The organism is Niveispirillum fermenti (assembly GCF_052474395.1).
Genome location: NZ_CP156678.1, coordinates 630,582 through 655,750 on the forward strand (window position 1 = coordinate 630,582; position 25,169 = coordinate 655,750).

23 protein-coding genes are annotated in these 25,169 nt (G+C 65.3%); 9 read left to right on the plus strand and 14 right to left on the minus strand.

Annotated features, from left to right (window positions below; translation table 11 throughout):
- Nucleotides 1-83 precede the first annotated feature (83 nt).
- A complete protein-coding gene (locus ABC728_RS02345; RefSeq protein ID WP_416619809.1) occupies nucleotides 84-755 on the plus strand; it encodes a GntR family transcriptional regulator in 672 nt (223 codons plus the stop codon).
- A 94-nt stretch (nucleotides 756-849) separates the two neighbouring features.
- Here the strand turns inward: ABC728_RS02345 and ABC728_RS02350 are convergent, their stop codons facing one another.
- A complete protein-coding gene (locus ABC728_RS02350) occupies nucleotides 850-3,885 on the minus strand; it encodes a phosphoenolpyruvate carboxylase (RefSeq protein WP_416619810.1) in 3,036 nt (1,011 codons plus the stop codon).
- 209 nt (nucleotides 3,886-4,094) lie between these two features.
- On the opposite strand from ABC728_RS02350, the gene ABC728_RS02355 reads away from it, so the two are divergent.
- Together ABC728_RS02355 and ABC728_RS02360 are read left to right on the plus strand one after the other, a co-directional pair.
- Complete coding sequence (locus tag ABC728_RS02355; RefSeq protein WP_416619811.1) at nucleotides 4,095-5,723, plus strand: bifunctional aminoglycoside phosphotransferase/ATP-binding protein; 1,629 nt, start codon at nucleotides 4,095-4,097, stop codon at nucleotides 5,721-5,723.
- A gap of 153 nt (nucleotides 5,724-5,876) precedes the next feature.
- Nucleotides 5,877-6,743 carry a universal stress protein gene (locus ABC728_RS02360; protein ID WP_416619812.1) on the plus strand — a complete coding sequence of 289 codons (867 nt, stop codon included), beginning with the start codon at nucleotides 5,877-5,879 and terminating at the stop codon, nucleotides 6,741-6,743.
- Between the two features lie 33 nt (nucleotides 6,744-6,776).
- Here ABC728_RS02360 and ABC728_RS02365 read toward each other — a convergent pair whose 3' ends face one another.
- A complete protein-coding gene (locus ABC728_RS02365) occupies nucleotides 6,777-7,343 on the minus strand; it encodes a TetR/AcrR family transcriptional regulator (RefSeq protein WP_416619813.1) in 567 nt (188 codons plus the stop codon).
- Between the two features lie 110 nt (nucleotides 7,344-7,453).
- On the opposite strand from ABC728_RS02365, the gene ABC728_RS02370 reads away from it, so the two are divergent.
- Entirely contained in the window at nucleotides 7,454-8,767 is a 1,314-nt protein-coding gene (locus ABC728_RS02370) for an MFS transporter (protein ID WP_416619814.1), read from the plus strand.
- Between the two features lie 36 nt (nucleotides 8,768-8,803).
- Here ABC728_RS02370 and ABC728_RS02375 read toward each other — a convergent pair whose 3' ends face one another.
- The 8 genes from ABC728_RS02375 to bfr form a co-directional block, all read right to left on the minus strand.
- Complete coding sequence (locus ABC728_RS02375) at nucleotides 8,804-9,697, minus strand: Wzz/FepE/Etk N-terminal domain-containing protein (RefSeq protein ID WP_416619815.1); 894 nt, start codon at nucleotides 9,695-9,697, stop codon at nucleotides 8,804-8,806.
- A 74-nt stretch (nucleotides 9,698-9,771) separates the two neighbouring features.
- Nucleotides 9,772-10,887 carry a glycosyltransferase family 4 protein gene (locus ABC728_RS02380; protein ID WP_416619816.1) on the minus strand — a complete coding sequence of 372 codons (1,116 nt, stop codon included), beginning with the start codon at nucleotides 10,885-10,887 and terminating at the stop codon, nucleotides 9,772-9,774.
- A gap of 5 nt (nucleotides 10,888-10,892) precedes the next feature.
- Entirely contained in the window at nucleotides 10,893-11,771 is an 879-nt protein-coding gene (gene rfbD / locus ABC728_RS02385; protein ID WP_416619817.1) for a dTDP-4-dehydrorhamnose reductase, read from the minus strand.
- Nucleotides 11,772-11,775: 4 nt separating this feature from the next.
- Nucleotides 11,776-12,666, minus strand: a complete 891-nt coding sequence (gene rfbA / locus ABC728_RS02390; protein WP_416619818.1) for a glucose-1-phosphate thymidylyltransferase RfbA — start codon at nucleotides 12,664-12,666, stop codon at nucleotides 11,776-11,778.
- Nucleotides 12,666-13,730 carry a dTDP-glucose 4,6-dehydratase gene (rfbB, locus tag ABC728_RS02395; protein ID WP_416619819.1) on the minus strand — a complete coding sequence of 355 codons (1,065 nt, stop codon included), beginning with the start codon at nucleotides 13,728-13,730 and terminating at the stop codon, nucleotides 12,666-12,668. The genes rfbA and rfbB overlap by 1 nt, the downstream gene beginning before the upstream one ends.
- A 29-nt stretch (nucleotides 13,731-13,759) precedes the next feature.
- A complete protein-coding gene (gene rfbC, locus ABC728_RS02400; RefSeq protein WP_416619820.1) occupies nucleotides 13,760-14,314 on the minus strand; it encodes a dTDP-4-dehydrorhamnose 3,5-epimerase in 555 nt (184 codons plus the stop codon).
- Nucleotides 14,315-14,537: 223 nt separating this feature from the next.
- Nucleotides 14,538-15,545, minus strand: coding sequence for a glycosyltransferase family 2 protein (locus tag ABC728_RS02405; protein WP_416619821.1), 1,008 nt, complete (start codon nucleotides 15,543-15,545; stop codon nucleotides 14,538-14,540).
- 133 nt (nucleotides 15,546-15,678) lie between these two features.
- Complete coding sequence (gene bfr / locus ABC728_RS02410) at nucleotides 15,679-16,152, minus strand: bacterioferritin (protein ID WP_445376250.1); 474 nt, start codon at nucleotides 16,150-16,152, stop codon at nucleotides 15,679-15,681.
- 203 nt (nucleotides 16,153-16,355) lie between these two features.
- On the opposite strand from bfr, the gene ABC728_RS02415 reads away from it, so the two are divergent.
- Nucleotides 16,356-16,808 (plus strand): MaoC family dehydratase, encoded by a 453-nt coding sequence (locus ABC728_RS02415; protein WP_416619823.1) that lies wholly within the window; start codon nucleotides 16,356-16,358, stop codon nucleotides 16,806-16,808.
- A gap of 166 nt (nucleotides 16,809-16,974) precedes the next feature.
- Nucleotides 16,975-17,184, plus strand: coding sequence for a hypothetical protein (locus tag ABC728_RS02420; RefSeq protein ID WP_416619824.1), 210 nt, complete (start codon nucleotides 16,975-16,977; stop codon nucleotides 17,182-17,184).
- Between the two features lie 98 nt (nucleotides 17,185-17,282).
- On the opposite strand, the gene ABC728_RS02425 is transcribed toward ABC728_RS02420, so the two are convergent.
- Nucleotides 17,283-17,900, minus strand: coding sequence for a DedA family protein (locus ABC728_RS02425; protein ID WP_416619825.1), 618 nt, complete (start codon nucleotides 17,898-17,900; stop codon nucleotides 17,283-17,285).
- 347 nt (nucleotides 17,901-18,247) lie between these two features.
- Between ABC728_RS02425 and ABC728_RS02430 the strand changes: the two genes are divergently transcribed.
- Nucleotides 18,248-18,475, plus strand: a complete 228-nt coding sequence (locus tag ABC728_RS02430; RefSeq protein ID WP_416619826.1) for a hypothetical protein — start codon at nucleotides 18,248-18,250, stop codon at nucleotides 18,473-18,475.
- A gap of 120 nt (nucleotides 18,476-18,595) precedes the next feature.
- On the opposite strand, the gene ABC728_RS02435 is transcribed toward ABC728_RS02430, so the two are convergent.
- From ABC728_RS02435 to ABC728_RS02445, 3 genes are read right to left on the minus strand one after another with little or no spacing between them, the layout of a single operon-like run.
- Complete coding sequence (locus tag ABC728_RS02435) at nucleotides 18,596-19,138, minus strand: nucleoside 2-deoxyribosyltransferase (RefSeq protein WP_416619827.1); 543 nt, start codon at nucleotides 19,136-19,138, stop codon at nucleotides 18,596-18,598.
- Entirely contained in the window at nucleotides 19,135-20,307 is a 1,173-nt protein-coding gene (locus ABC728_RS02440) for a 5'-nucleotidase C-terminal domain-containing protein (RefSeq protein ID WP_445376251.1), read from the minus strand. Before ABC728_RS02440 ends, ABC728_RS02435 begins: the two co-directional genes overlap by 4 nt.
- A 26-nt stretch (nucleotides 20,308-20,333) precedes the next feature.
- Entirely contained in the window at nucleotides 20,334-21,104 is a 771-nt protein-coding gene (locus ABC728_RS02445) for a metallophosphoesterase (RefSeq protein ID WP_445376252.1), read from the minus strand.
- Between the two features lie 282 nt (nucleotides 21,105-21,386).
- On the opposite strand from ABC728_RS02445, the gene ABC728_RS02450 reads away from it, so the two are divergent.
- Together ABC728_RS02450 and ABC728_RS02455 are read left to right on the plus strand one after the other, a co-directional pair.
- Nucleotides 21,387-24,608, plus strand: a complete 3,222-nt coding sequence (locus ABC728_RS02450; protein ID WP_445376253.1) for a TonB-dependent receptor — start codon at nucleotides 21,387-21,389, stop codon at nucleotides 24,606-24,608.
- A gap of 159 nt (nucleotides 24,609-24,767) precedes the next feature.
- Nucleotides 24,768-25,106, plus strand: a complete 339-nt coding sequence (locus ABC728_RS02455; protein WP_416619898.1) for a PilZ domain-containing protein — start codon at nucleotides 24,768-24,770, stop codon at nucleotides 25,104-25,106.
- Nucleotides 25,107-25,169 lie beyond the last annotated feature (63 nt).

Consider the following 25,169-nt stretch of genomic DNA (forward strand, 5'->3'; position numbering starts at 1 on the left):
CGGTATGACGCGATCTTGTCGACAAAGTGCAATCGACAAGGTAGGTATCAGGGCGTTGCGAAACCCCGTGGCCCCCCGAGATCATGCCCGACCACATCATCCCCCGTTCCTCCCTCCAGATCGAGGTCTGCAACCGCCTGCGCAGCGAGATCATCGAGGGTATCTGGCAGCCTGGCATGCGGTTGCAGGAACGCCTGCTGTGCGAGCGGTTCGGCATTTCCCGTTCCCCGCTGCGCGAGGCCTATCAGGCCCTGGCGGCGGAGGGGCTGATCGAGATCATGCTGAACAAGGGTGCGGTGGTGACGACGCCGACGCCCGAACTGACGCTTCAGCAATATGATCTCCTCCAGGCGCTGGAGATGCTGGGCATGGAACTGGCCTGCCGCAATGCCGACGATGCCCAACTGGCCGGCATCCTGCGCATCAATGATGGCATGAAGGCCTGTGCGGCCAATGGTGACATCGCTGGCTTCCTGCATGCCAACAACGATGTCCACCGGCATATCGTGCTGGCCAGCGGCAATGAACCGCTGATCGATGCCCATCTGCTGGTCTCGCGTCAGATCATCCGGGTGCAGAACCTGCGCGGCCCGCTGGAACATCTGCCGGCGGAATCGGTGGCCGAGCATGACGGTTTCCTGGAGGCCCTGATCCGCCGGGATGCCGCTGCGGCGCTGTCCCTGTTCAAGCGCCACCTGAAGACGGCGGAAGAAAATCTGCGCCGCCGTCTTCAGTGGGTGGCCGAGCAGCACTGACAGCAAGGGCCATTGGCCTGACCCCTGGCCTGACCCCTGGCATGGGACAGATGGGGGCCGGATGTCCCGGCCGGCCCCCTCGTCCACATGATGCCTATCCGAAGAAGCCGATGCGCTGCGTCAGGGCGTTGCTGGTGCGGCGGATCAACTCGTAAAGCGATGCGATGGGCCGGAAGATGTTCTGGTTTTCCTGGCTGTAATCCTGGCTTTCGTCGCTGACATAGGTCGCCACCTCCCCGAACCCTTCATCCAGCATCACCTCGTTGCGGGCCGGGAAGATGCGGGCCAACTGATCCAGTGCCCATGGCACGTCCAGATGCAGCAGGCGGGTCACCAGCCGCTGGTTGGTGATGGAATGCTGGCTGGAGAATTCCGGGATATGCACGGCCAGGCGATAAATCTGGTTGATCAGCGACAGCCGCACGGCATGCAGCAGGGCCAGATGCCGTTCCAGTTCCGGATTCGGCGGCGGGGCGGCGCCGGCCCGCTCCAGGTTCTGCCGCAGCACGCCGTAATCGCGGTACAGCTTGCGGAAGATGCGCACCAGGCGGGCCTGGGTCGGCGTCTCCTCCAGCACGGCGGCGATGCGGCGCATGTCGTCGGCTTCCAGCGGATTGCCGGTCCGGGCGGCGCGGGTCAGCCAATGGACCGGGTCCAGCGTGTCGACATAGGCCTTCAGCGCGTCCGGGCAGGACACCGCCGAGCCGTAGACGACGATGCCGATCAGTTCGCGGAAACGCGGGGATGAGGCGTAGAGCGTGCGGAACTGCTCAGGGTCGCGGTCGATCGCCTCTCCCACGCCGGACAGGACATTGGCGGGCAGGCCGAGCTGGAGAAGGATGGCATTGTGCGGGATGGCCCGGAACTGCCCGGCCAGCACCTCCGCCGCGGGGTCCGGCGCGCTGTCGTGCTGGCGCTTGATGGCGCGGCTGCCGCTGGGAAACAGCAGGTTGGTGCCAAAGGCCGCCAGCAGTTCACCATAGTTCGGGTCCTCCACCAGGCCGACCTGGAAGGCCTTCACGGTCGTGAAGAACTCCCGGATATAGTCGCCCTTGGCATAGAACACGTCATGGTCCAGGTCGGGCTTGGCCGTGCCGATCATATATTCCAGGATGCGGGTCACGACAGCCAGGGCGGAGGCCGGCGTCACGAAATAGGTGTAGCCATCGCCGCCCTGGAAGCTGACCTCCTGCTTCAGTTCGATATTGTGCTTGGCGGCGAAGGCCAGCGTGGCCGGCGGGCTGACATAGGCCAGCCGGTTGTGCAGGCCGGCCGGATGGCCGCCGCGGCCGATGCTTTCGCCATGCGTGTCGAAGATGACAAGCTGCACATTGCTCAGCGCATGGCGCGTGAACAGGCGCAGCACCCGCAGCCGCAGCCGCTCGATGGAGGCAGAGGCCGGCGTCTGGCCCAGATAGCGGCCGGCATCGGAATAGCCGGTCTGGATGCAAAGCCGCCCGCGCCGTTGCACATAGGTGCGGTAATGCGGGTTCTCCAGCAATTGCTCGATGATGCGGCTGCCGGTTTCCAGCGCCTTTTCCGTTTCGAACAGGGGGCTTATATCGACCCGTTCCTCCACCCCGAACAGCTTGGCGAAATAAAGCGCGGACAGCACCGTGAAGGCGCTTTCCGACTCGGCGATCAGGAAGCGGATGGGCGTGCGCGCATCGGAATATTTCAGCATCTGCGCCACGACCATGAACAGGCGCTTGGCGCTGGTCCGTTCGGCCACGACACTGCCGAAATTGATGGAGACCGGCTCGACCTTGTCCAGAAGCTCGGTCACGCTCGACAGGTAGGACTGGCGGTAGCGCGGGTCGTCGGCCGCCGTTTCCAGCCCGATGGCCTTGCGGATGGCGTTGTGGACCTGGGTGCTGTTCAGCCGGACATGGGTATGGGCCATGCCCAGCCCGAAGGCCGACAGCTCGGCCCGCAGCACGGCCAGCGCCTCCACCGTTTCCAGCGCCTTTTCCCCCTCGATCGTGGCGGACAGGCGGATGGCGCGGTCCACGAACTCGATCGCTTCGGACGCATCGACCAGACGCAGCGGCAGCCCTTCATGCATGCGCTTGGCGATGCGGCGCAGATGGTCCAGGTCCTGCGCCTCCGACCCGCCGAAGGCCGCGATCTCGTCCGTCACCTGGTTCAGGGCCAGGGCCAGGCGGCTTTCGATCAGGGCCAGCGTGTGGCGCAGATCCTCCAGCGCCGGCGCGCCGGCCCTTATGTCGCGCAGGGCGGACAGGTAATGGCGCAATTGCCGCTGCTGCACGATCAGCCGCTTGTGCAGCGTGTCGGACCAGCGGATGTCGGACCGGCCGTCCAGGTCGTAGCCGACCCAGCTTGCCACCGTCAGCAGGCGCGGCGTCAGTTCGGTCCAGCGGTCCGGATAATGGCGGCGGCCCACCCGCAGCACGGCGCGATAGAGCGTGCGGATGGCCGTCTGGATGTTGGCGATGGCGTCCAGCGACAATTCATGCTCGCGCGCCAGGGTCATTTCCTCCGGCGCATGCTCGGCATTGGCCATGCGCCGGATCAGGGCCTCCCGCCCCTCCTCGGTCAGGGTGTTGCCCTGCGCATCGCGGCCCGTGGCCAGACAGGCCATGGCGGTCATCAGGGCCCCGGACAGGTTGAAGGTCGGATGCGCCGTGATGACGATGCCGAACACCTCCTTCTCGACCAGCTTCTTGAAACCCTCGAAGGATAGCGGCTCCCCGCCGCTGCCGTCGGCAGCGACGTCGAGCAACTCTTCCATGCGGCTGGCATTGGCTTCCGGTGCCGCTTCCCCCAAATAATTGGAGAGGCGGGCGGCGCGCGCCAGGAAACCCTCGGCCGACAGATACTGGACCAACTGTTCCAGCGCGCCGGCCGACAATTCACCTGAGGAGAGACGGCGGGAGATGTCCAGCGCCAGCAGCATCACCGGGTTGGCGAACGGGTCGTGCCCCGCCTCTGCCGTGAACCGGTCGAGCTGGGACATGAGGTCGGTGGCCAGTGCCTGCACGTCCAACCCCTTCGGCGCGGGGAAACGGGCCTGTTTGCCGGACAGCAGCGCCCCCTTGCCGGTCGTCGCGGCCAGGGCTTCCAGGTCGGACGGGGCGGCGGCTTGGGGCATGGCGGGGTCCAGCGGCATGGGGGCTTCCCTTGATGGTGATTATCGTCGTTCGTGCTGCGGCGCAGCGTCGCAGGTTGGTGTAACTCCATTACCTGTGTCAACGCCCGAAAGGGTAATGGCGGACATCTTCAGTCCGCATTGCAGTCCGCAACGAAGCGTTAGAATAATTGCGGACCGGCAGGCAGTCGATAGATTACTTGTAACGTCGTTCGCTTAGGAATGCGGATATGGCTGGGGTGTTGCATATGCACAGCGCAGGGCCGGATATGGAACGGAACGACCCGGAAGCCGGCCAGCGGCAGGCCGTCGCCCTGCTGTCCGATGCGCGCACCCACGGGCCGGGCGAGGGCGCGGCGGTAGAACGGATCGACACCCATGCGGCCCGTGTCTTCATGGCCGGCGATCGCGCCTACAAGATGAAGCGGGCCGTCACCTATCCCTTTTTCGATTATGGGACCCTGTCGCAGCGGCTGGATGCCTGTCAGGCGGAACTGGTGCTGAACCGGCGCACGGCTCCCGACCTTTATCTTGGTGTCGGCGGGCTGGTGCGGCGGGAGAATGGCGGCGTGACGCTGGTGGATGATGCCCCGGTTGCCGCCGATGGCGGGCCGGATGCGTCGGTGGTTGAATATCTGGTCACCATGCGCCGCTTCCCGCAATCGGCCCTGCTGGATCGGATGGCGGCGGATGGCGCGCTGACCGGTGCCATCATGCGCGATCTGGCCGGGGTCATCGCCGCCTTCCATGATGCGGCGGAGCCCCGTCCCGGGGCGCCGGGGGCGGAGGAGATGGCCGATCTGGCCCGGACCAACATCAAGGCGATGCGCGCCCATGGTGCCCTGTTCGATGCCGACGCTGTCGACCGGCTGGAAGCCGCCTCGCAAACGGCCCTGGCAGCGGGGAGCGGCCTGATCGACCGGCGGCGTGACGCCGGCTATATCCGGCACTGTCATGGTGACCTTCACCTGCGCAACATCGTGATGCTGGACGGTCGGCCCGTGCCGTTCGATTGCGTGGAGTTCGGCGACCGCATTGCCGTGACCGATGTGCTCTACGATCTGGCGTTCCTGCTGATGGACCTTGAGCATCGGCGGCTGCGCGGGCTGGCCAATATCTTGTTCAATCGCTATCTGGACCTGACCGGTGATCTGGCGGGCCTGTCGCTGCTGCCCTTGTTCATGTCGGTGCGTGCCGGTATTCGTGCCCATCTGACGGCATCGGCGGCGGCAGGACAGGCGGATGCCGCGACGGCCGCCAGCATGCGGGCCGAGGCGGCGGCTTATCTGGAACTGGCCAACCGGCTGCTCGACCCGCCTTCTGCGGGGCTGGTGGCCATCGGCGGCCTGTCCGGCACGGGCAAGACGACGCTGGCCCATGCCCTGGCCCCCGTGCTGGGCCCGGCGCCGGGTGCCGTGGTGCTGCGCAGCGACGTGCTGCGCAAGCATCTGGCAGGCACGCGGGAGACGCAGCGCCTGCCGGAAAGCTTCTATACGCCCGAGCATTCGGCCCGCACCTATGCCGAGATGGCGGGCCGTGCCGGGCTGGTGCTGGAGGGTCGTCACAGCGTCGTCTGTGACGGTGTCTATGCAAGGCCCGACGAGCGCCGGGCCGTGGAGGCCGTGGCACGGGCGGCAGGGGCATCCTTCTCCGGCCTTTGGCTGGTGGCCGACCAGGCCGTGGCGCTGGCCCGTGTCGCCCGGCGCCGCGATGATGCATCCGACGCCACGGCCGATGTGCTGCGGCGGCAGGCGGCCTATGATCTGGGCGACATGCGGTGGGAGGTGATACCCGCCGGCGGCGACCCGCAGCAGACCGTCGCCATCGCCCGCCGGCATGTCGAGAACGCCCGGTCCTGACGGCGGCAACGTTCGCCTGCCGCATCTGTTACCCTGGTCAGACCGGCAGGTGATCCATGTCAATGCCACCCCCAGGGCGGGGGCGCATCCTGGATACCGGAATGCCTATCCTGTGGCGCCGTGCCACATGACAGCCCGAGGGGGGACCAGACCATGGCCTATCGCAAGATAACCTGCTTCGTCACCGGCGGCGCCCGCGATGCCGCGGCCCTTTCCGCGGCCCTGACCCTGGCCGCCCCGGCGAAGGGCAATGTCACCGCCCTTTATCTGAAGGCCGATCCGCGCGATGTCATGCCCATGGTGGGGGAGGGCCTGTCCGGTGCCCTGATCCAGGACTTGCTGAAATCGCTGGAGCAGGAAAACCAGGTCCATGCCGCCAAGGCCCATGCCACGCTGGAGCAGGCGCTGGCCGCCGTCGGCGGCGCGGTCTGCGACCGCCCCCCCGGCACCGACCGGGTCAGCGCCTCCTTCGCAGAGGCGGCCGGCGTGACCGAGGATGTGATGGCGGCGGCGGCTCGTCTGTCCGACATCACCGTCTTCCCGTCGGTGGCGAACGAGGATCGCACCGCCGTCCTGGTCGGCCTGGAGGCGGCCCTGCTGGAAAGCGGCCGGCCTGTGCTGGTGGCGCCGGAGGGTGGGGTCACGCCGGTCCTGGGCCGCACCGTGGCACTGGCCTGGAACGGCCGGGCGCAGAGCGCGCGGGCCCTGGCGCTGGCCATGCCGCTGCTGGAGAAGGCGGATGCCGTGCATGTGCTGGGCGTGGACACGCTGCGCACCGACGCGGACGAGGCCGCACCGGTGGTGGAATATCTGGCGTGGCATGGCATCCCCGCCACCTATCACAAGCTGGATGGCAGCGGCAGTGTCGCCGCCCAATTGCAGGAACGGTGCGCGGAGGTCGGTGCCGACCTGCTGGTCATGGGCGGATATGGCCATTCCCGGCTGCGTGAACTGATCCTGGGCGGCGTCACGCGCGCCATGTTGAACCAGACGACATTGCCGCTGTTGCTGGCCCACTGATCGACCGCCAGGGGATGGGGCGGCGGCTCCTCCCTATCCCCGGTCGCTTACCATTGCCCTGGCTTGTGCCCGCACCCCGTCCAGCAGCCGTTCGGACAGGCCGGGGTCGGCCGTGGCGGCGGCGCGGGCCAGCGACAGCCCGCCGACAAGCAGGGAAACCAGGGCTGCCGCCCGTTCTCCGGCATCCGGATCATCGGCCGGCAACCGCTCGCGCACGGCCGCGACATAGCGGGCCAGCCCCTGTGTGAACCGCTCACGCACGGGACCCGTCAGGCGGGAGACATCCCCGCCCAGCGCCACCATGGGGCAGGGCCCCTCGCGGTCCCGATGCTCCACCGTGACGTAATAATCGATATAATCCTCCAGCGTGGCGGATGCCGCCAGCCGCCGCACGGCATTGTCGAAGCTCCGGTCGCAAACCTCCGCAGCCAGCGCCTCCTTCGATGCGAAATGGCCGTAGAAGCCGCCATGGGTCAGGCCGGCGGCCTGCGTCACCTCCGCCACGCCCACCTTGTCGAAGCCGCGGGCCCGGAACAGGCGCGAGGCGGCATTCAGGATGGCATCCCGGTGTTCACCGGCCTTCTGCTTCGATACGCGCATGACCCATCTCCGTCCATCCCTTGGGTGCCGCCTGCAAGGCACTTGACGGCATTCATGATTGCCATCATGAATAATTTATCATTACAGCTATCATGAATACCAGTCCAATCATGGGCCGGTCTCCCGGGGGGCAGGTTGTGAGTTTCTCAGATCGTCTGGCGGCCAGGCTGGCCGCCCGCAACATCCATTATGGCTGGGTCGTCGTGGCCAGCAGCTTCCTCACCTCCCTGACCGTGGCGGGGGCGTTGGGGGCGCCGGGGGTGCTGCTGTTGCCCCTGCAGCAGGAATTCGGCTGGACCGCGTCGGAGATTTCGGCGGCACTGGCCATCCGGCTGGTGCTGTTCGGCCTGATGGGGCCGTTCGCGGCGGCACTGATCAACCGGTTCGGGGTGCGCCGCATGGCGCTGACCTCGCTTGCCGTCATCAATGGGGGCATGCTGCTGTCGCTGGGCATGGGCCAGCTCTGGCAACTGATGCTGCTATGGGGCGTGGTGGTCGGCATCGGCACGGGCATGACGGCACTGGTCATGGGCGCCACCATCGCCACCCGCTGGTTCACCCATCGGCGCGGGCTGGTGATCGGGTTGCTGACGGCCAGCACGGCGACGGGCCAGCTCGTCTTCATCCCCCTGATGGCCTGGCTGGCCGAACAGATGGGCTGGCGCCTTGCGTTGGGCATGGTCTGCATGCTGATCACGGTCGCGGCCCTGGGGGTCGTGCTGCTGATGCGGGACCGGCCCGCCGATGTCGGGCTGACCGCCTATGGCGAGCCGCCGGGAACACCGCAGCCCCCGGCGGCGCCCGCCGCATCGGTCGCGTGGGCTGCCATCGATACGCTGCGCGAGGCGGCGCGCACCCGCGTGTTCTGGGTGCTGTTCGCCACTTTCTTCGTTTGCGGGGCCAGCACCAACGGTCTCATCCAGGTACACATGATCCCGCTTTGCGTCGATTTCGGCATTCCCGCCGTACAGGCTGCCGGCATGCTGGCCCTGATCGGGATCTTCGATTTCATCGGTACGATCCTGTCGGGCTGGCTGTCGGATCGTTACGACAATCGCTGGCTGCTGTTCTGGTACTACGGCCTGCGCGGGCTTTCCCTGCTTTATCTGCCCTATTCGGATTTCACCTTCTACGGTCTGTCGCTGTTTGCCGTCTTCTACGGCCTGGACTGGGTGGCCACCGTGCCGCCGACGGTGAAGCTGACGGCCGAGCGATTCGGGCGGGAGAAGGCGGGCATGGTCTTCGGCTGGGTCTTTGCGGGACACCAACTGGGTGCGGCCTGTGCTGCCTTTGGCGCCGGCTGGTCGCGCACGGCCCTGGACAGCTACCTGCCGGCCTTCTATGTCGCGGGCCTGCTCTGCCTGGGTGCCGCCCTGCTGTGCCCTGCCATGGGGCGCAAGGCGCCGGCTGACGCCCCGGCCTGATACCGGCGCCCCGGGACGAAACCGCAAGGGCGGCCGTCAGGCCAGGATGCGGCCCCGGTTACGGCGGTAGGCGTTGAAAAGCTGGATGCTGGCCAGGGCAAAGGCGATCAGCCCGCCGGCCACCAGGGCGCCCGCCACGGCCAGCACGCGGCGGGGCGCCACGGGATGCTCACCGGCATGCAGGCTTTCGATGACGCGATAGCTGAAGGGGGCGTCGGTCATGCTGGTCATCAGTTCATGCTCGACTTCCAGCAGGTTCTTCACCAGCGCCTCGCGCTGATAGGCATTGCTGGTCAGTTCCAGCGACCGCAGCAGCGCGTCACGCTGGGCCGTCTTGGTTTCGCGCACCTGGGTGCGGATGATGTCGTCGGACAGGGCGAAGATGCGCTGCAGGGCCTGGACGGCGAAGGCCGGATCCTCGTGCCGGAAGCTGATCTCCGTGAAGGTCGTGTCCTCCAGCGGGGTATTGCGCAGCTTGTTGACCGACAGCAGGCTTTTCAGCTTGTCACCCATCAGGCCGGGCGTGATCGCCGTGCCCGGATCGTCGGGCTGGACGATGCGTTCCGCCATGGCCTTGTCGGCGGCCAGGCGCACGGCGATGTCGTATGAGGTGATGGTCTGCAGGAACTGCTTGTGCATGGTCGACCCGCCGCCATCGCCCAGGGCGGCTCCCAGGCCGAAAGGCAGGTTCAGCGCGCTGGCCTTGCCCCCATTGCCGGAGGAGGAGGGCGGCGCCAGCGTGGCGGAGGCCTTGTAGACCGGCGTGGACAGCAGGACATAGGCGACGGCGAGCGCCACGGTCGCCCCGCAGACGGCCAGGAACAACGGCCAGCGCCGCAGATAGAACAGGATGACATCGCCGATATAGATCACGTCGTCACCGGGGCCGGCGGCGGCCGGGCGGGATGTGGTCTGGGTATCGATGGTCACTTGCTTTCCTCCGGTCCTGTCCGATGCCGGTTGCCGTCCGGCGCGACCCTACGATCAATGACGGCTGCTGTCCATCATGCCAGCATGGCATAAAGGGCGGCGGTTTCCCGTGCGCAACGCTGCCAGCCGAAGTCGCCCACCCGCTGCCGGCCCCGCAGCACCAGCGCGCGGCGCCTTTCGCCATCCTCCGCCAGGCTTTCCAGCATGGATACGGTTGCGTCCCGGCTGTCGGCGTCATAGGTGACGGCGGCACCGCCGGCCACTTCCACCAGCGCTTCGGCCTCCGCCGCCAGGGCGACGGGGCAGCCGGCCCCCATCGCCTCCAGCACCGGCAGGCCGAATCCCTCGCAGCGTGACGGATAGATGAAGACCAGCGCGTCGCGGTAGGCGCGCATCATGGTGATGTCGTCGCCCCCCATCCAGCGCACGCGATCGGTGAGCCCGTGCCCGGCGACCAATGCCATGTCGGCCGGGCCGAAAGCCCCGCCGCCGAAACACAGCAGGTCCACACCGTCGGCCGGCAGCCGGCTGGCCGCATAGCCGGCCAGGAAATTGGCGAAATTCTTGTAACCGCCGCGCCGGCCCACGAACAGGACATAAGGGGCGGCGTGTACACGGGCGGCGGCCGGTCCCTCGGCATCCGGGGCGGGCAGCGGGGTGAAACCGTGGTTGACGACATAGACATTGTCGGGCCGCACATCCCACAGCCGGCACAAATCCTGCTTTGTCGCGACCGTCGGCACGATGATCAGGTCGGCCCTGGCCACGGCCCGCCGCTTCAGCCGGCTGTTGATGGGATAGGACCGGGCCTCGCCGGGATACATCTCCCACACCATGTCATGCACCGTCGTCACCAGCGGACGGCGCAGGGGCATGAGATCGACCAGCGGGTAATAGGTGCGGTGGAAGATGCCGCCGCCACGTGTGGCCAGCGCCGCCCACCCCTCGTTCAGCAGGCGCAGTGCCTGGACGGGCATCCGGCCCCGCTGCACATGGCGGCCGCGCAGCATGCCCGGGGAGCAGGCGGGTGCCATATCCCGCAGGTGCTGGTTCAGGTAGCGGCCGGCCGGGATGCGTATATCGGCCCCGTCGGCCCGCAAGGCCAGCGCCAGCTCACAGAAATAGCGCGATATCCCGCCCACGGCCTGCGAGGTGAAGATATCGTGCGAAAAGGTGACAGTCAGGGCCAAGGCGTTCAGCCCATGGCCAGCAGCGCATCGACGGCCCGGGCCAGCGACGGCCGCCAGTCGGGCAGCCGGGCGCCCGGCAGGGCCAGGAACCGGCTGCAATCCAGCACCGAATTGCCCGGCCGTGCCGCCGGCGTGGGATAATCCGTCGTCGCGATGGGATGGACCGTGGGCACGGGCCGGCCATGGCGGACCCCTTCGGCGAAGATGGCCTGCGCGAAACCATGCCAGGTGGTCGGCGCCGCCCCGCCGAAATGATAGAGGCCCTGCGCGGTGCCGGCGGCCACATGCGGGGCCATCAGCAGCAGGGCGTCGGCGATGTCGTGCGCACCGGTCGGGCGGCCCCGCTGATCGGCCACCACGCGCAATTCCGGCCGGTCGGCCCCCAGCCGCAGCATGGTGCGCACGAAATTGGCGCCATAGGGGCTGAACACCCAGGAGGTGCGCAGCACGGCGCTGCGGCCCCAGCCCGCCGACGCCATCGCCTGCTCACCGGCCAGTTTCGACTTGCCATAGATGCCCAGCGGGCCGGTGGGGTCGTCCTCCCGCCAGGGCCGGTCGCCCGATCCATCGAACACATAGTCGGTGGAGACATGCAGGAAGGGGATATCGTCGGCCCGCGCAGCAACCGCGATGTTGCGGGTGCCGGCCTCGTTCACGGCAAAGGCCTCTTCCGGCTCGCTTTCCGCCTTGTCCACGGCCGTATAGGCGGCGGCATTGACGATCAGGTCGGGCGCATGCCCGCGCACGGCCGCAGCCACGGCCCCGCCATCGGCGATGGACAGGCTTTCCCGGCCCAGACAGACCACCTCGTGGCCCTGGGCCGCCCCCTGGTCGCGCAGGGCCAGCGCCAACTGGCCGCCGCGGCCGAACACCAGCAGCTTCATGGGCTCAGACCTCCGTCTGGATTTCGCGCAGCACCTTCATCAGATACTGCCCGTACTCGTTCTTCAACAGCGGCTTGGCCAGCTTCTCGACCTGCTCGGCATTGATCAGCCCGCGCCGGAAGGCGATTTCCTCCGGACAGCAGACCTTCAGCCCCTGGCGGCGTTCCACGGTCTGGACGAAATGGGTCGCATCGACCAGGCTGTCATGCGTGCCCGTGTCCAGCCAGGCATAGCCCCGGCCCATGCGCTCCACCCGCAGGGCATTGCGCTGCAGGTAGACATTGTTGACGTCCGTGATCTCCAATTCCCCGCGGGGCGAGGGCTTGATCGCGGCGGCGATGTCCACGACGGCATTGTCGTAGAAATAGAGGCCCGTGACGGCATAGTTGGATTTCGGCGTCTTGGGCTTCTCCTCGATCGTCAAGGCATTGCCGTTGCCGTCGAAGCTGACCACGCCGTACCGCTCGGGATCGTTGACATGATAGGCGAAGACCGTCGCCCCGTCGTCCCGCCCGTCGGCACTGGCCAGCAGCGTCTCGAACCCGTGGCCGTAGAAGATGTTGTCGCCCAACACCAGGGCGGCGGCGTCGTTGCCTACGAAGCCGCGCCCGATGATGAAGGCCTGGGCCAGCCCGTCGGGGCTGGGCTGCACGGCATAGGACAGGTTCAGACCCCATTGCGAGCCGTCACCCATCAGGTGGCTGAACTGCGGCAGGTCGTGGGGGGTGGAGATGACCAGGATGTCCGTGATACCCGCCATCATCAGGGTGGACAGCGGATAATAGATCATCGGCTTGTCATAGACGGGCAGAAGCTGCTTCGACACGCCCATGGTGATGGGATAGAGACGGGTGCCGGAACCGCCGGCCAGGATGATACCCTTGCGCTTGCCCATTACTTCTTCCCCTCTCCACGGCGCTTATGCGCTTCTTCCCGCAGCGCGCCCCACCACCATTCATTGTCCAGATACCAGCGCACGGTACGCGCCAGACCCGTCTCGAAGCTTTCCTCCGGCTCCCAGCCCAGTTCGGCGCGGATTTTGGACGCATCGATGGCATAGCGGTGATCGTGGCCCGGCCGGTCCTTCACGAAAGTGATCAGGTCGCGGCGGCGGCCCTCGCCGGGGCGCAACTCGTCCAGGATATCGCAGATGCGCTCCACGACCTCCAGGTTGGTCTTCTCGTTGTTGCCGCCGATATTGAACCGCTCGCCCACGGGGCCGCGGGTCAGCACCTCCCACAGGGCGCGGGCGTGATCTTCCACATAGAGCCAGTCGCGCACATTGTCGCCCTTGCCATAGACAGGCAGGGGCCGGCGCTCCAGCGCGTTCAGGATGATCAGCGGGATCAGCTTTTCCGGGAAATGGAACGGCCCGTAATTGTTGGAACAGTTGGTGAGCACCACCGGCAGGCCATAGGTATGGTGCCAGGCATCGACCAGATGGTCCGACGAGGCCTTGGATGCCGAATAGGGGGAGCGCGGGGCATAGGGCGTGGTCTCGGTGAAGAAACCCTCCTCCCCCAGGCTGCCGAACACCTCGTCGGTGGAGACATGATGGAACCGGAAGCCGTCCTTCTTCACGCCGTCCAGGCCCTGCCAGTAATCGCGCGCCGCCGACAGCAGCACGCCGGTGCCCACCACATTGGTCTGGATGAAGGCGTCGGGCCCGTCGATGGACCGGTCGACATGGCTTTCGGCGGCCAGATGCACGATGGCGTCCGGCTGGTATTTCGCGAAGATCGCATCCATGGCCGGACGGTCACAGATGTCCGCCTGCTCGAAATGATAGAGCGGACTGTCCTTCACCGCCCGGACATTGTCCGGGTTGGCGGCATAGGTCAGCTTGTCGATATTGACGACGGCGCAACCCTTCACGCCCACGGCGTGGCGGATGAAGGCGGACCCGATGAAGCCGGCGCCCCCGGTGACGAGGATCAGTTTGGGGGAAAGCGTGGTCATGCCTTGGCTCGCAAGCTCTAAGATCTTGATCAGAAAAGGGGCGGCAGGTCGGCCAGTCGCGGCAGCCTGGTGTCCTTGTCGGACAGGACCAGCTTGTCTGCGGGGAACGGCCATTCGATGCCGATATCGGCATCGTTCCAGATCACGCCGCCATCGTCGGCGGGGCTGTAATAGCTGGTCACCTTGTAGACAACCTCCGTATCGGGCACCAGGGTGCAGAAGCCATGGGCGAAGCCCACGGGCACCCAGAGCTGCGCGCCGTTATCGGCCGTCAGCTCCGCCCTGACATGCCGGCCGAAGGTGGCGGAACCGTGGCGCAGGTCGACGGCCACGTCCAGAAGGGCACCGCGCACGACGCGGACTAGCTTGCCCTGTGCCGTGGGATGGCGCTGGAAATGCAGCCCGCGCAGCGTCCCGGCATCCCGCGACAGGGAATGGTTGTCCTGCACGAACTCGACATCCTCGCCGGTTGCCTCGGCGAAGCGGCGGCGGCTGTAGGTCTCGCTGAAGAAGCCGCGATGGTCGCCGAAGCGCGCCGGGGTCAGCAGGACGGGGCCCTGGATATCGAAACGGGTCACTTGCATCGGGCGGTGTCCGGCGAACGGGAGAAGCGGAAGGGCACGTCCGTTTTCCTTCTTGATGGGCCAGAGTGGCGGCAACGGAATGATGGCCGTTCCGGGCACCCTGGCTGTGATTGTCCAAAACCCCGCCCCTCGCCCCGGGCAGGGTTCCGCCAGCCGCCAGCAGGGGGGCGGCGGCCTTTGCCCTTATGCACGTTTCATGCTGCACAGGCAATGGCGGCCCTGCTCATGCCCGCCTTACATCCTCGTACCGGATATGGCGGAAATTCCACAGGATGCGCCAGATCATGGGCAGCCGGTCCGCCTGTCCCCGGCGCAGCCGGTTCAGGGCCGTCACGGCCAGCCCGGCCAGGATGGTGGGCATGGCATAGGGAAAATGGCGCCAGGTAACACGCAGGCGATTGCGGAGATTGTAGAAATCGGCCAACAGGCTGATCTCATGGCGATGACCGCCCGTGGTGCCGCCCTCCTTGTGCAGGACGATGCTGTCCGGTGCATAGCCCAGGTCGAACAGATGCCGCCCGCGCCGGCAATAATCGATCTCCTCGAAATAGAGGAAGAAGCCCGGGTCCATCAGCCCCACCTGTTCCAGCCAGGCCCGGCGGATGAACATGGCCGCGCCGATCACATAATCGAACCGGGTGCCGGCATAGTCTTTCGCGGTACTACGCGGCTCGTTCAGGCCCAGATGGCGCACCAGCCCCGTCCAGCGGTTGTAGCAGGCGCCGCCGGCGCCCTGGATCACGCCGGGGCGGTCGGCATAGAGCAGGGTGGACCCGATGATCCCCTGACGCGGATGGGCCGCGGCATGTGCCAGCAATGCTGCCAGCGCCCCCGATTCGGGAACCGTATCGTTGTTCAGCACCCAGGCGAAACCCATCTCCGGGTCGCGCAAGGCCAGCCGCAGGCCGACATTGTTGCCGCCGGCATAGCCGTGGTTGGCCGTATTGCGCACCAGCCAGACATCGCGGTCCGGCACCGCCTCGTCCCTGGATGGCTGGTCGACGGATGATTGGTCGATAATGCCCAGCCCGTCGCCGAACCGTTGCCGCAGGGCTGCTTCCAGCCGTTCCAGACTGTCATCGGTGGAGGCGTTGTCGCAGACGGCCAGCCGCCAGCGCCCCCCGGTCAGGGCACGAACCCCGTCGATGCAGGCGATCGTATCGTCCGCCCCATGCCAGTTCAGGATGATGATCCAGGTCACGGGATCGGCGGGCGGGGCGGGCAGGGACATGGAGCGGGCAACCGGCTGCGTAAAAGAAACGGCGCCGACCGCGGGGGATCGGCGCCGCCATACTATCCGCATCCGATGGCCGCATGGCCATGGCAATTTGGGGTCATCGGGATCGGCCGTCGGCCGCCGCCGCTTATTCCGGCCCCATCTGCTCCTGCAGGTAATTCTGGATGCCGACCTTGTCGATCAGGCCCAGCTGGGTTTCCAGCCAGTCGATATGCTCCTCGGTATCCTCCAGGATGCGGCGGAAGATTTCCTTGGACTGATAGTCGCGGACCGACTCGCAATATTGCATGGCTTCGAGCAGTTCGGTTCGGTTGCGCGTTTCGATCGACAGGTCGCCCTTGAAGCATTCGGGTACATCCTCGCCGATCATCAGCTTGTGCAGGTCCTGCAGGTTCGGCAGCCCTTCCAGGAAGAGCACACGCTCGATCAGCAGGTCGGCATGCTTCATCTCCCCGATCAACTCCTCATACACCTTCTTGCCCAGGCGCAGGAAACCCCAGTTCTTCAGCATGCGGGCGTGCAGGAAATACTGGTTGATGGCCGTCAGCTCGTTTACCAGGATGGTGTTGAGATGGCGGATGACGGTGGTGTCGCCTTGCATGGTAGCCTTCGCTGCGTTGCCTGTAAGGATGAACGGACGGCCGAAGAGGTCGGCCGGGAGTGGTTCAAGGTGGAAATTCCAAGGGTGATACTGCCACGCCTGAAACCTGTTGTCTTGTGATAACGTATTGCAATTGAAGGGAAATGTGACTGATAAGCAGTCGCGTGCCAGCCCTTTGCGAACGATCTTGGGAGAAATATGCGATGACCCGTCCCGTCCGTTACCTGGAGGATTTCACCCCCGGTCTCGTCTTGGAATTCGGTGACCGGCTGGTGACGGCGGAGGAGATCGTCAGCTTCGCCCGCGAATACGACCCGCAGCCCTTTCACCTGGACGACGAGGCCGGACGCCAGACGCATTTCGGCGGTCTGGTCGCCAGCGGCTGGCAGACGGCCGGTTTCATGATGCGCATGCTGGTGGACAACATGCTGTCACCGGAAACGTCGCTGGGCTCGCCGGGGCTGGATGAATTGCGCTGGCTGAAGCCTGTGCGGCCCGGTGACCGTTTGCGCGCCCGTGTAACTGTTCTGGAAGTGAAGCGTTCCCGCTCGCGCCCGGAGATGGGAACGATCAGGCAACATACAGAACTTCTCAACCAGAAGGACGAAGTCGTCTTGTCCGTCCAGTCGATCGGCATGGTGCGCACGCGGTCATGAGGTGTAACGGGCAGCGGTTTATTCGCCGCCCTCGAACAAAGAGCGGGAAAGGACAGGGGTATCCCCTGTCCAATACTCCCCGGCATTTGAGACCGGCATTGTTGCCGCTTCCCAACGGCGCGGGACATGGCATATCCTCGCAACGTCGGGTTCAGTGGGAGCCATCATGGCGCGTGAAATGATTGATTTTTCTCCAGGCGAATGGGTGGAGGAACTGGTGCCGCCCCGCCGGCGCCTGCAGATCATGGCCGTTCATGCCAAGCCCGGCGTCAAGGCGCCGAACGTGGAACTGGCCATCAACGGCAACCCTGTCCACCGCATCAGCCTGTCGATCTTCGCCCTGGCCGATATCCATCGTTTCCGCCGCGTGCGCTGATGCGGATGACCCGCCGCCATCCCGGCGCCGGGCGCGTCATGGGGCGTGTCATCGCGCGGGGTGTCCGGTGACCGCAACACCGATCACCGGATGCCGGCTCAGCGGTTGCCGGTCCTGCGTCCGCGCAGCAGGCGCCAGCCCAGGCGGCCGAAATAGACGGTGATCACGCCATAGACCACGATCTTCGACACGGGATCGACATAGGATTCCACGACCTCATACTGACTTTCCAGGGCATAGCCGGCACCCGTCAGGATCGATGTCCAGACCAGTGAACCCAGGGTCGTCAACAGCAGGAATTTCGGCATGCCCATGGCGGCCATGCCGGCCGGCACAGAGATCAGTGTGCGGATGGCAGGGATGAGCCGGCCGAACAGCACGGCCTTGGCCCCATGGCGGGAGAACCAGCTGAACGCCTTTTCCACATCGGGCGGGTCCATCGTCATGATGAAGCCGAACCGTTCCGACAGGGCGATCAGCCGGTCATGGCCGAAAAAGCGGCCCAGATAATACCAGGGCAGTCCACCCAGCACGGACCCGGCCGTGCCGACCAGCACCACCAGGAACGGATCCATCTTGCCCTGGGCCGCCAGGAACCCGCCCAGCGGCATGATCAATTCGGACGGGATGGGCGGAAAGACATTTTCCAGGAACATCAGCAGCAGAAGGCCGAAATAGCCCATCTGCTCCACCAGCCCCAACAGATTATCGAACATCGATCAGATTTCCAGGTCCAACGGCAGTCATTTGCATGCCGAACCTGTAGCGCATCGAAGCCCGTCCCGCCATGGCAAAGGCGGGATCAGGCCGGACTGCGCTGACGGCCGGGTGGAAACATGCATGCGATCGCATGGCGACGAAGCGGGATTACGCCAGATGGTCTATTCCTTTTGAACAAATTTGCGGTATCATGCCGCAACATTAGGTTCCTTGCCGGACCAGCAGCACAAGCACCCTGTCGCAACAGCGGAATGTGGACGGTGCGGGCAGCGGGAAGGTCGGGTTTCTGGCCCGTTTCACCTGGAAACAGGGGCGGGCCGTTCAGGAGATTGAGGCAATGGTGATGTCCAGACGTTCAGCGGAAGCCCCCAAGCCGGGCGAATGGCTGGAAGAAGTCAAGTCGCCGCGCCGGCGGTTGCTGGTCCATGCCGTCCACCAGCACGCCGCCCGTCCGGTGCATGTGGAGTTTCTCGTCAATGGCCGCAACAGCGACCGCCTCTCCCTGGCACTGGAGGTGGTGCTGGATGCCACGCGCTTTCGCCGCCTGGGGCCGAGCCAGCACGCGGCCTGAGGTTTCCATTTACATTTCTGACGGTTGAGGCCGTGCGGCTGGCATGTCCGCCCGGCCTTTTTGCATGTACCCCCCCGGCATTTGATGCCGGGGGGAGGTGGTTCCGCCAGGAAGCCGGCGTCAATTCGCCGCAGACCGGAACCAGCGCGCGGCGGACCGTGCAGCCTCGGTGAAGCTGGGCGCGACGGGGCCCGTGGCGGGATCGACCAGCATCAGGTTGACGGGCAGGTCGAACTCCTCCACCTCCATCTGGTCGGCATCGCGCCACACCCGGCCGTCATGCGCCAGATATTGCCGTGCCTGGGTACGCTGGAGCAGGGGGCGGATGTCCCCGGACCAGGGGAAGACCGGTTTGCCGAGGGCGGCGGCGAAGCCCATCTCATAAGCTGTGCCATCATCGACCGACGGCCCGCGGAAGGGCATGCAGTTGGCGATCACCCCGTCGGCGGCGTGGATCAGTGCCAGATTTGCGGCGCGGATGCGGGCCGCGAAGGCGGCGCCGCCTTCCCCGGCCATCGGGCTCAACGCATTGTCGGTGGGAAAGACGCCTTCCAGGTCCAACCCCTCGCAGATCGACTTCATGGCGGCCGCGGCCGCCATGGGATCAGGCAGGAAGACATCCGGTCCGGCCAGATAGAGCCGGGGGCGGGGGCCTTGTGTCACTTGCCGCCTCCCAGCTTCACCGGATCGATCTTGTAAAGAGCGAACCCATCCTCTCCCGGACCCTGATAGGTCAGGGCCGGCTGTTCGCGCAGCAGTTCGCGGGCCAGCGGCGAGCTTTGATAGGTGAGCATGAGCGTGGGCGGCAGCGGGGCCAGCCGGAAGGTGCCGTTGGTCGACGGCTCCACCACACCCTTGGCGCGGATGTAATCGATGATGGCCTGCTGCACCGTGTCGGGCGACTGATAGATGACGGTGCTGCCATCCAGCCAGGGGAAGCTGCCGCCGCCATTGGCGCGGTAATTGTTCGTGACGACGATGAATTCCTGCTTGTCGTCGATGGGGCGGCCCTGGAAAGCCAGATCCCTGATCCGATGGGCCTTGTCATTCACCAGCTTGCCTTCGCGGTCGAACCGTTCGGGCTGGGTGATGTCAATCGCATAGGTCACGCCGTCGATGATGTCGAAGACATAGGCAGGCACCCGGGTATTGACCAGCGGCTGCGCCACCTTTGCATTCGGATCGATGACCATCAGCGCCCGGCTGGACATTTCCAGCCAGTCGCGCACCTGGGCGCCCGTCAGCCGCACGGCGGCGATCTGGTTGGGATAGAGGTAAAGGTCGGCGACATTGCGGATGGCGACGTCGCCGGCCGGAATGTCGGTATAGAATCCGACGCCGGGCCGGCCGCCGGATTTGAAGGGGGCCGCCGCCGACAGGATGGGCAGGCTGGCATGTTCGGTGCCCGCCAGCGCCTTGGCCACATAGGCGCGCTGCGCTTCGGCCACAAGCTGCACCCCCGCCGAATCGCCCAGGAAGGAGAAATAGCTGTGGATGCGGCCTGTGGACCGGCCCACGGCGCGGCGCACATATTCCAGGGTGCCCAGGTGGCTGGCTTCCAGCAGGGCCTGCACTTCCCCGTCGGGAGCCGGAGCGGCGGCGGCCGTGCGGTCGCCCTGGCGCGGCTGGATCGGCTGCACGCTGCTGCTGCCGTCGGCGACACGCCAGCCCCGGCCATCCTTCTCCAGTGTCAGGCGGATGACGCCCAGATGGCTGCCATAGGAACCGGCCATGACGACGGGCTTGCCATTCACGGTGCCCTTCTTCAGGTCGACACCGGGCAACCCTTCATAGTCGCGGCTGGGAAAGACGCGATGGCTGTGGCCCGTCACGACGGCATCCACGCCGTCGATGGCGGTCAGATAGTTGGAGGCATTCTCCTCCCCCCCTGGCGCGGGGTATAGGACATGCCGGCATGTGACAGGACCAGCACGATGTCCGCCCCATCCGCCTTCATGCGCGGCACATATAGAGTGGCCATGTCCACGATGTCGCGCGTGGTGACGCGGCCTTCCAGCTTGTCGCGGTCCCAGACCATGATCTGCGGCGTCAGCAGCCCCAGGATGCCGACCTTGACCTTCTGTCGGGCACCCTTGTCATCCACCAGATCGCGTTCCTGGATGACATAGGCGGGATAGAGGGTGGGGTCATTGTCGGGGTCCTGGTCCCCATCTACCTTGAACACATTGCCGGCCAGCACGGGGAACCGCGCCCCGGCATAGACATTGTGCAGCGTTTCCAGCCCGTAATTGAATTCGTGGTTGCCCAGCACGGCGGCATCATAGCCCAGCAGGTTCAGGGCGGCCGTGGCCGGGTGCGCGGGCTGATCCGCCGCGACGCCGCGCTCACGCACCACCCAGTCGCCCATGGGCGTGCCCTGGATCAGGTCGCCATTATCCACCAGCAGGCTGTTGGGGTTGGCGGCGCGTGCCGCCCGGATCAACGGCGCCACGCGGACCAGCCCGACACTCTCGTCCGGCTTGTCGGCGTAATAATCGTAATCTTCCAAGTACATATGCAAGTCGGTGGTTGCCAGGACTTGCAGTTCCACCTTCTGGGCGGCGGCCGCGCCCGTCATGGCGATGAACAGGGTGGATGACAGGAAGGCGGAACGCAGGATACGAATCACGGGCGAAGCTCCCCCAGAAGGCATGGTCGTGTATGGCGGGTGCGGTGCAGCACAGAGGGTTAATATTCTTTCAGGATTGAAACCTGTGTCCCCTCTTGATGGCATGCTGCACCGCGAAACTGTGGCGCTAATGATACGCTGGCCGAGATATAGCCGTTCAACCCGCCGAAGGCATAGCCCGACGGGTGCGTGTCATGGAACTGTAATTTATTCCTTACATAACCGACACGGGCATCTGGTGTTGTCCGCGCGAACTGGTCCGGCTTATTGGGGGCTCTACATATGACCATCGTAAACAACAAGAAGGTGGCGGCTGTGTTCCGTCGCCACACCTCTTCATTGAAATTCGGCGCGGGTGTCACCGCGCTGGCCATCGCTTCCGCATGGGCGATCCCCGCCGTTGCGCAGCAGACCACTTCGTCGATGTCGGGTTACGTGACCACCGCCGAGGGCCTGCCGGCCGCCGGTGCCGTCGTTGAGATCACGCACGTTCCGTCGGGCACGCGCTCCACGGCGACGGTGAACGCCGAGGGCCGCTTCAACGCCGCGGGTCTGCGCGTCGGCGGCCCGTACAATGTCCGCTTCAACGCCGAAGGCGTGCCGCCGCAGGTCATCGAAGGCGTGTTCATCAGCCTGGGCGAGCCGTTCCAGCTCAATCTGGCGCTGACGGGCAGCGACAGCATCGAAGAGATCGTCGTGACCGGCGATCGGGTCGGCACCGCCGTGGTCGGCAATGGCCGTTCCTTCAGTGAGGACCAGATCCGCAACGCGCCGACCGTCAACCGCGACTTGAAGTCGACGCTGCGCCTCGATCCGCGTGTCTCGCTGGATGCCACGAACCTGGATGCCATCTCCATCGGCGGCGCCAATACCCGTTTCAACCAGATCTCGGTTGACGGTGTTCGTCAGAGCGATGATTTCGGCCTGAACAACAACGGTTATCCGACGCAGCGCGCCCCCATCTCCCTGGATGCGATCGAGCAGCTATCGGTCGTGACCAACCCGTTCGATGTCGAATATAGCGGCTTCCAGGGCGGTCTGGTGAACATCGTGACCAAGTCGGGCACGAACGATTTCCATGGCTCGGCCTTCTATTACTATACCGACAGCGATCTGACGGGCGACAAGAGCAAGAGCAACCGCTACACCTTCAACTTCAAGGAAAAGACCTACGGCGGCACGCTGGGTGGTCCGATCGTGAAGGACAAGCTGTTCTTCTTCGGCTCCTACGAGAAGCTGGACGCCCAGACGCCGCAGGAATACGGCCCGTCGGACGGCGCCGCCCCCATCAAGATCCCCGGTGTGACCCAGGCCGAATATGACCAGGTGCTTGGGATCGCGCAGCGTGTCTACAATTACGATGCCGGCGCCCTGGGCGCCACGCTGCCGGAAAAGGATGAGAAGATCCTGGCCCGCATCGACTGGAACATTGCCGAGGGCCACCGCGCCACGGTGAGCTACCAGCGTACCAAGGGCAACCAGACCTCCGACACCGGCAACAGCGTGTCCGGCCGCACCATCGCCACCCTGGGTCATCTTTATGACCGTTCGGTGACCATGGACCAGTACACCGCCCAGCTCTATTCGGACTGGACGGACAATTTCTCAACCGAGCTGAAGTTCGGCCGCAAGGAAGTGGTCACGGGCCAGAATTCGCTGCGCGGCGTCGATTTCCCCGAAATGGAAATCAAGACGGCTGCCGGCACCGTCATCAATATCGGTCCCGACGAGTTCCGCCACGCCAACGCGCTCACCAACGATCTGAACACCTACAAGGCCAAGGGTGAGTATCTGTGGGGCGACCACACGCTGACCTTCGGTTACGAGCGTGAAGAGCTGGACATCTTCAACCTGTTCGTGTCGACCAGCCGCGGCTTCTATGCCTTCGACAGCATTGCCGATTTCGAGGCGCGCCGCGCCGCGTCGTTCCGCTACAACAACGCGCTGTCGAACAATGCCGACGATGCGGCGGCCACCTTCGGCTACAAGACGAATTCGCTGTATCTGGAAGACAAGTGGGACATTACCCCGGACTTCGAGCTGACCTATGGCCTGCGCTACGACTGGTGGGAATCCAGCGACAAGCCGGCCTTGAACCAGGTCTTCACGAACCGCTACGGCTATGACAATACCCGGACGCTGGACGGGCTGGACCTGTGGTCGCCGCGCGTCGGCTTCAAGTATCAGGTCAATGACGATACCACCCTGTCGGGCGGTGCTGGCATCTTCGGCGGCGGTTCGCCCAACGTCTGGGTGTCCAACAGCTTCTCCAACACCGGCGTGCTGACGTCCAACCAGTCCGTCACGCGCAATGCCAACGGCACCTTCACCCTGAGCCCGGGCGTCCCCGCTTCCACCACGCTGGGTTCGGCGGTGCTGGACAATGTGACGGGTAACCTGCCGGCCGAGCTGTTGGCCCGCCAGGGTCAGCTTTCCGGGCAGGGCGACGTGAACGCGATTGCTCCGGGCTTCGAGATCCCCTCGGAGTGGCAGTTCGCCCTGACCGTCGAACACCGTTTCGACATTCCGGGCTTCGGCGATGATTGGCGCCTGACCGCCAGCGGCCAGTATGCCAAGACCCGTGACGCCGCCCTGTGGCGCAACGGCCGCTATGTCCAGAACGGCACGCTGCCGGATGGCCGTCCGCGTTACGTGCTGATGACGGGCGCGCCGTCGGGTAACGACCTGATCCTGGACTCCACCGGCAAGGGCAGCCGCCTGTCCATCTCCACCATGCTGGACAAGCGGTGGGACACCGACTATGGCGACGTGACCACTTTCGTCGGCTACACCTATCAGGATGCCAAGGAAGTCAACCCGGCCACCAGCTCCACCGCGCTGTCGAACTGGGACAATGTCGCCGTCAGCGACATGAACGATCCGGAACTTTCCACCTCCAACTACGAGATCAAGCACCGCATCGTCTATGCGGCCACGTGGGAGAAGGAATGGTTCACCGACCTGCTGTCCACAATCAGTGTGGTCGGCGAGTTGCGCACGGGTCGTCCCTACAGCTACACCTTCTTCGGTGGTGGACCCAACTTCAACGATCCGCGCCAGAACAGCCGCAACCGTCAGCTCTTCTACGTCCCGGGAAGCTGCGCGGAGGTGAATTTCGCCGGTGGCCTGACCTGCGAGGCCCTGAACGACTTTATCGCCCGCAACGGCCTGGAGAAGTATCGTGGCCAGATCGTGCCGCGTAACTCGCACCGCAGCCCGTGGGTCCACCAGATCGATCTGGCCATGAAGCAGCAGGTCCCGGCCTTCTTCGAGGGCCACAAGGCCGCGGTCACGCTGGACATCCGCAATGTCGGCAACCTGATCAACAGCAAGTGGGGCCGTCTGGAGCAGGTGGGCTTCCCCGGTGTCTCGCCGGTCCTGACCCCGTCGGTCGGTGCCGATGGCAAGTACACCTACACCGGCCCGCTGCGCGAGCCGTCGATCAATGCCAACGCCAAATCCTCTGTCTGGCAGATCCAGGTTGGCGTGCGTTACGAGTTCTGATCGGGCGACGGATCGGAAACTTGAAGCTCATGGGAAAGGGGCGGCCTCCGGGTCGCTCCTTTTCTTTGCCCGCATGTTGCGGAAGGGGCTGCGGCTTCCCGATCTATTCCCTATGGGCACTTATCCGGTGGGCGGCTTGTTGATAAATTGTTCATCATGATGGCTATATCGACCAGCCCGGCAGAACGTCGGACACATCCCCGCATTCCCACGGAACCCATTTACCTGATGGTGGCCGGGCGACCCGCGCGATTATTGGACTGGTCCTTCGGGGGTTTGCGCGTGCGGACGGAGGATGGCGACGATGGCTTCCTCATTGGACAGCGCGTCGATATCACCATCCTGCGACCCGATGGGCATAGCTGGGCCCGGCTGCCCGTCATCGTCCGCTACATCGACGAAGGGCCGGGCGCGGCACTGGGTGTCATGCTCGTGGACCGGCTGGCCGCCTTCCCCCTTTTGCTGGAACTTTTCAACCATTCCCTGGCACGGGCCTAATACCGGATCCCGGTGAGTTGCTCTCACCGGGATCCGGTATAGGACTATTTTGTGGTGATCAGA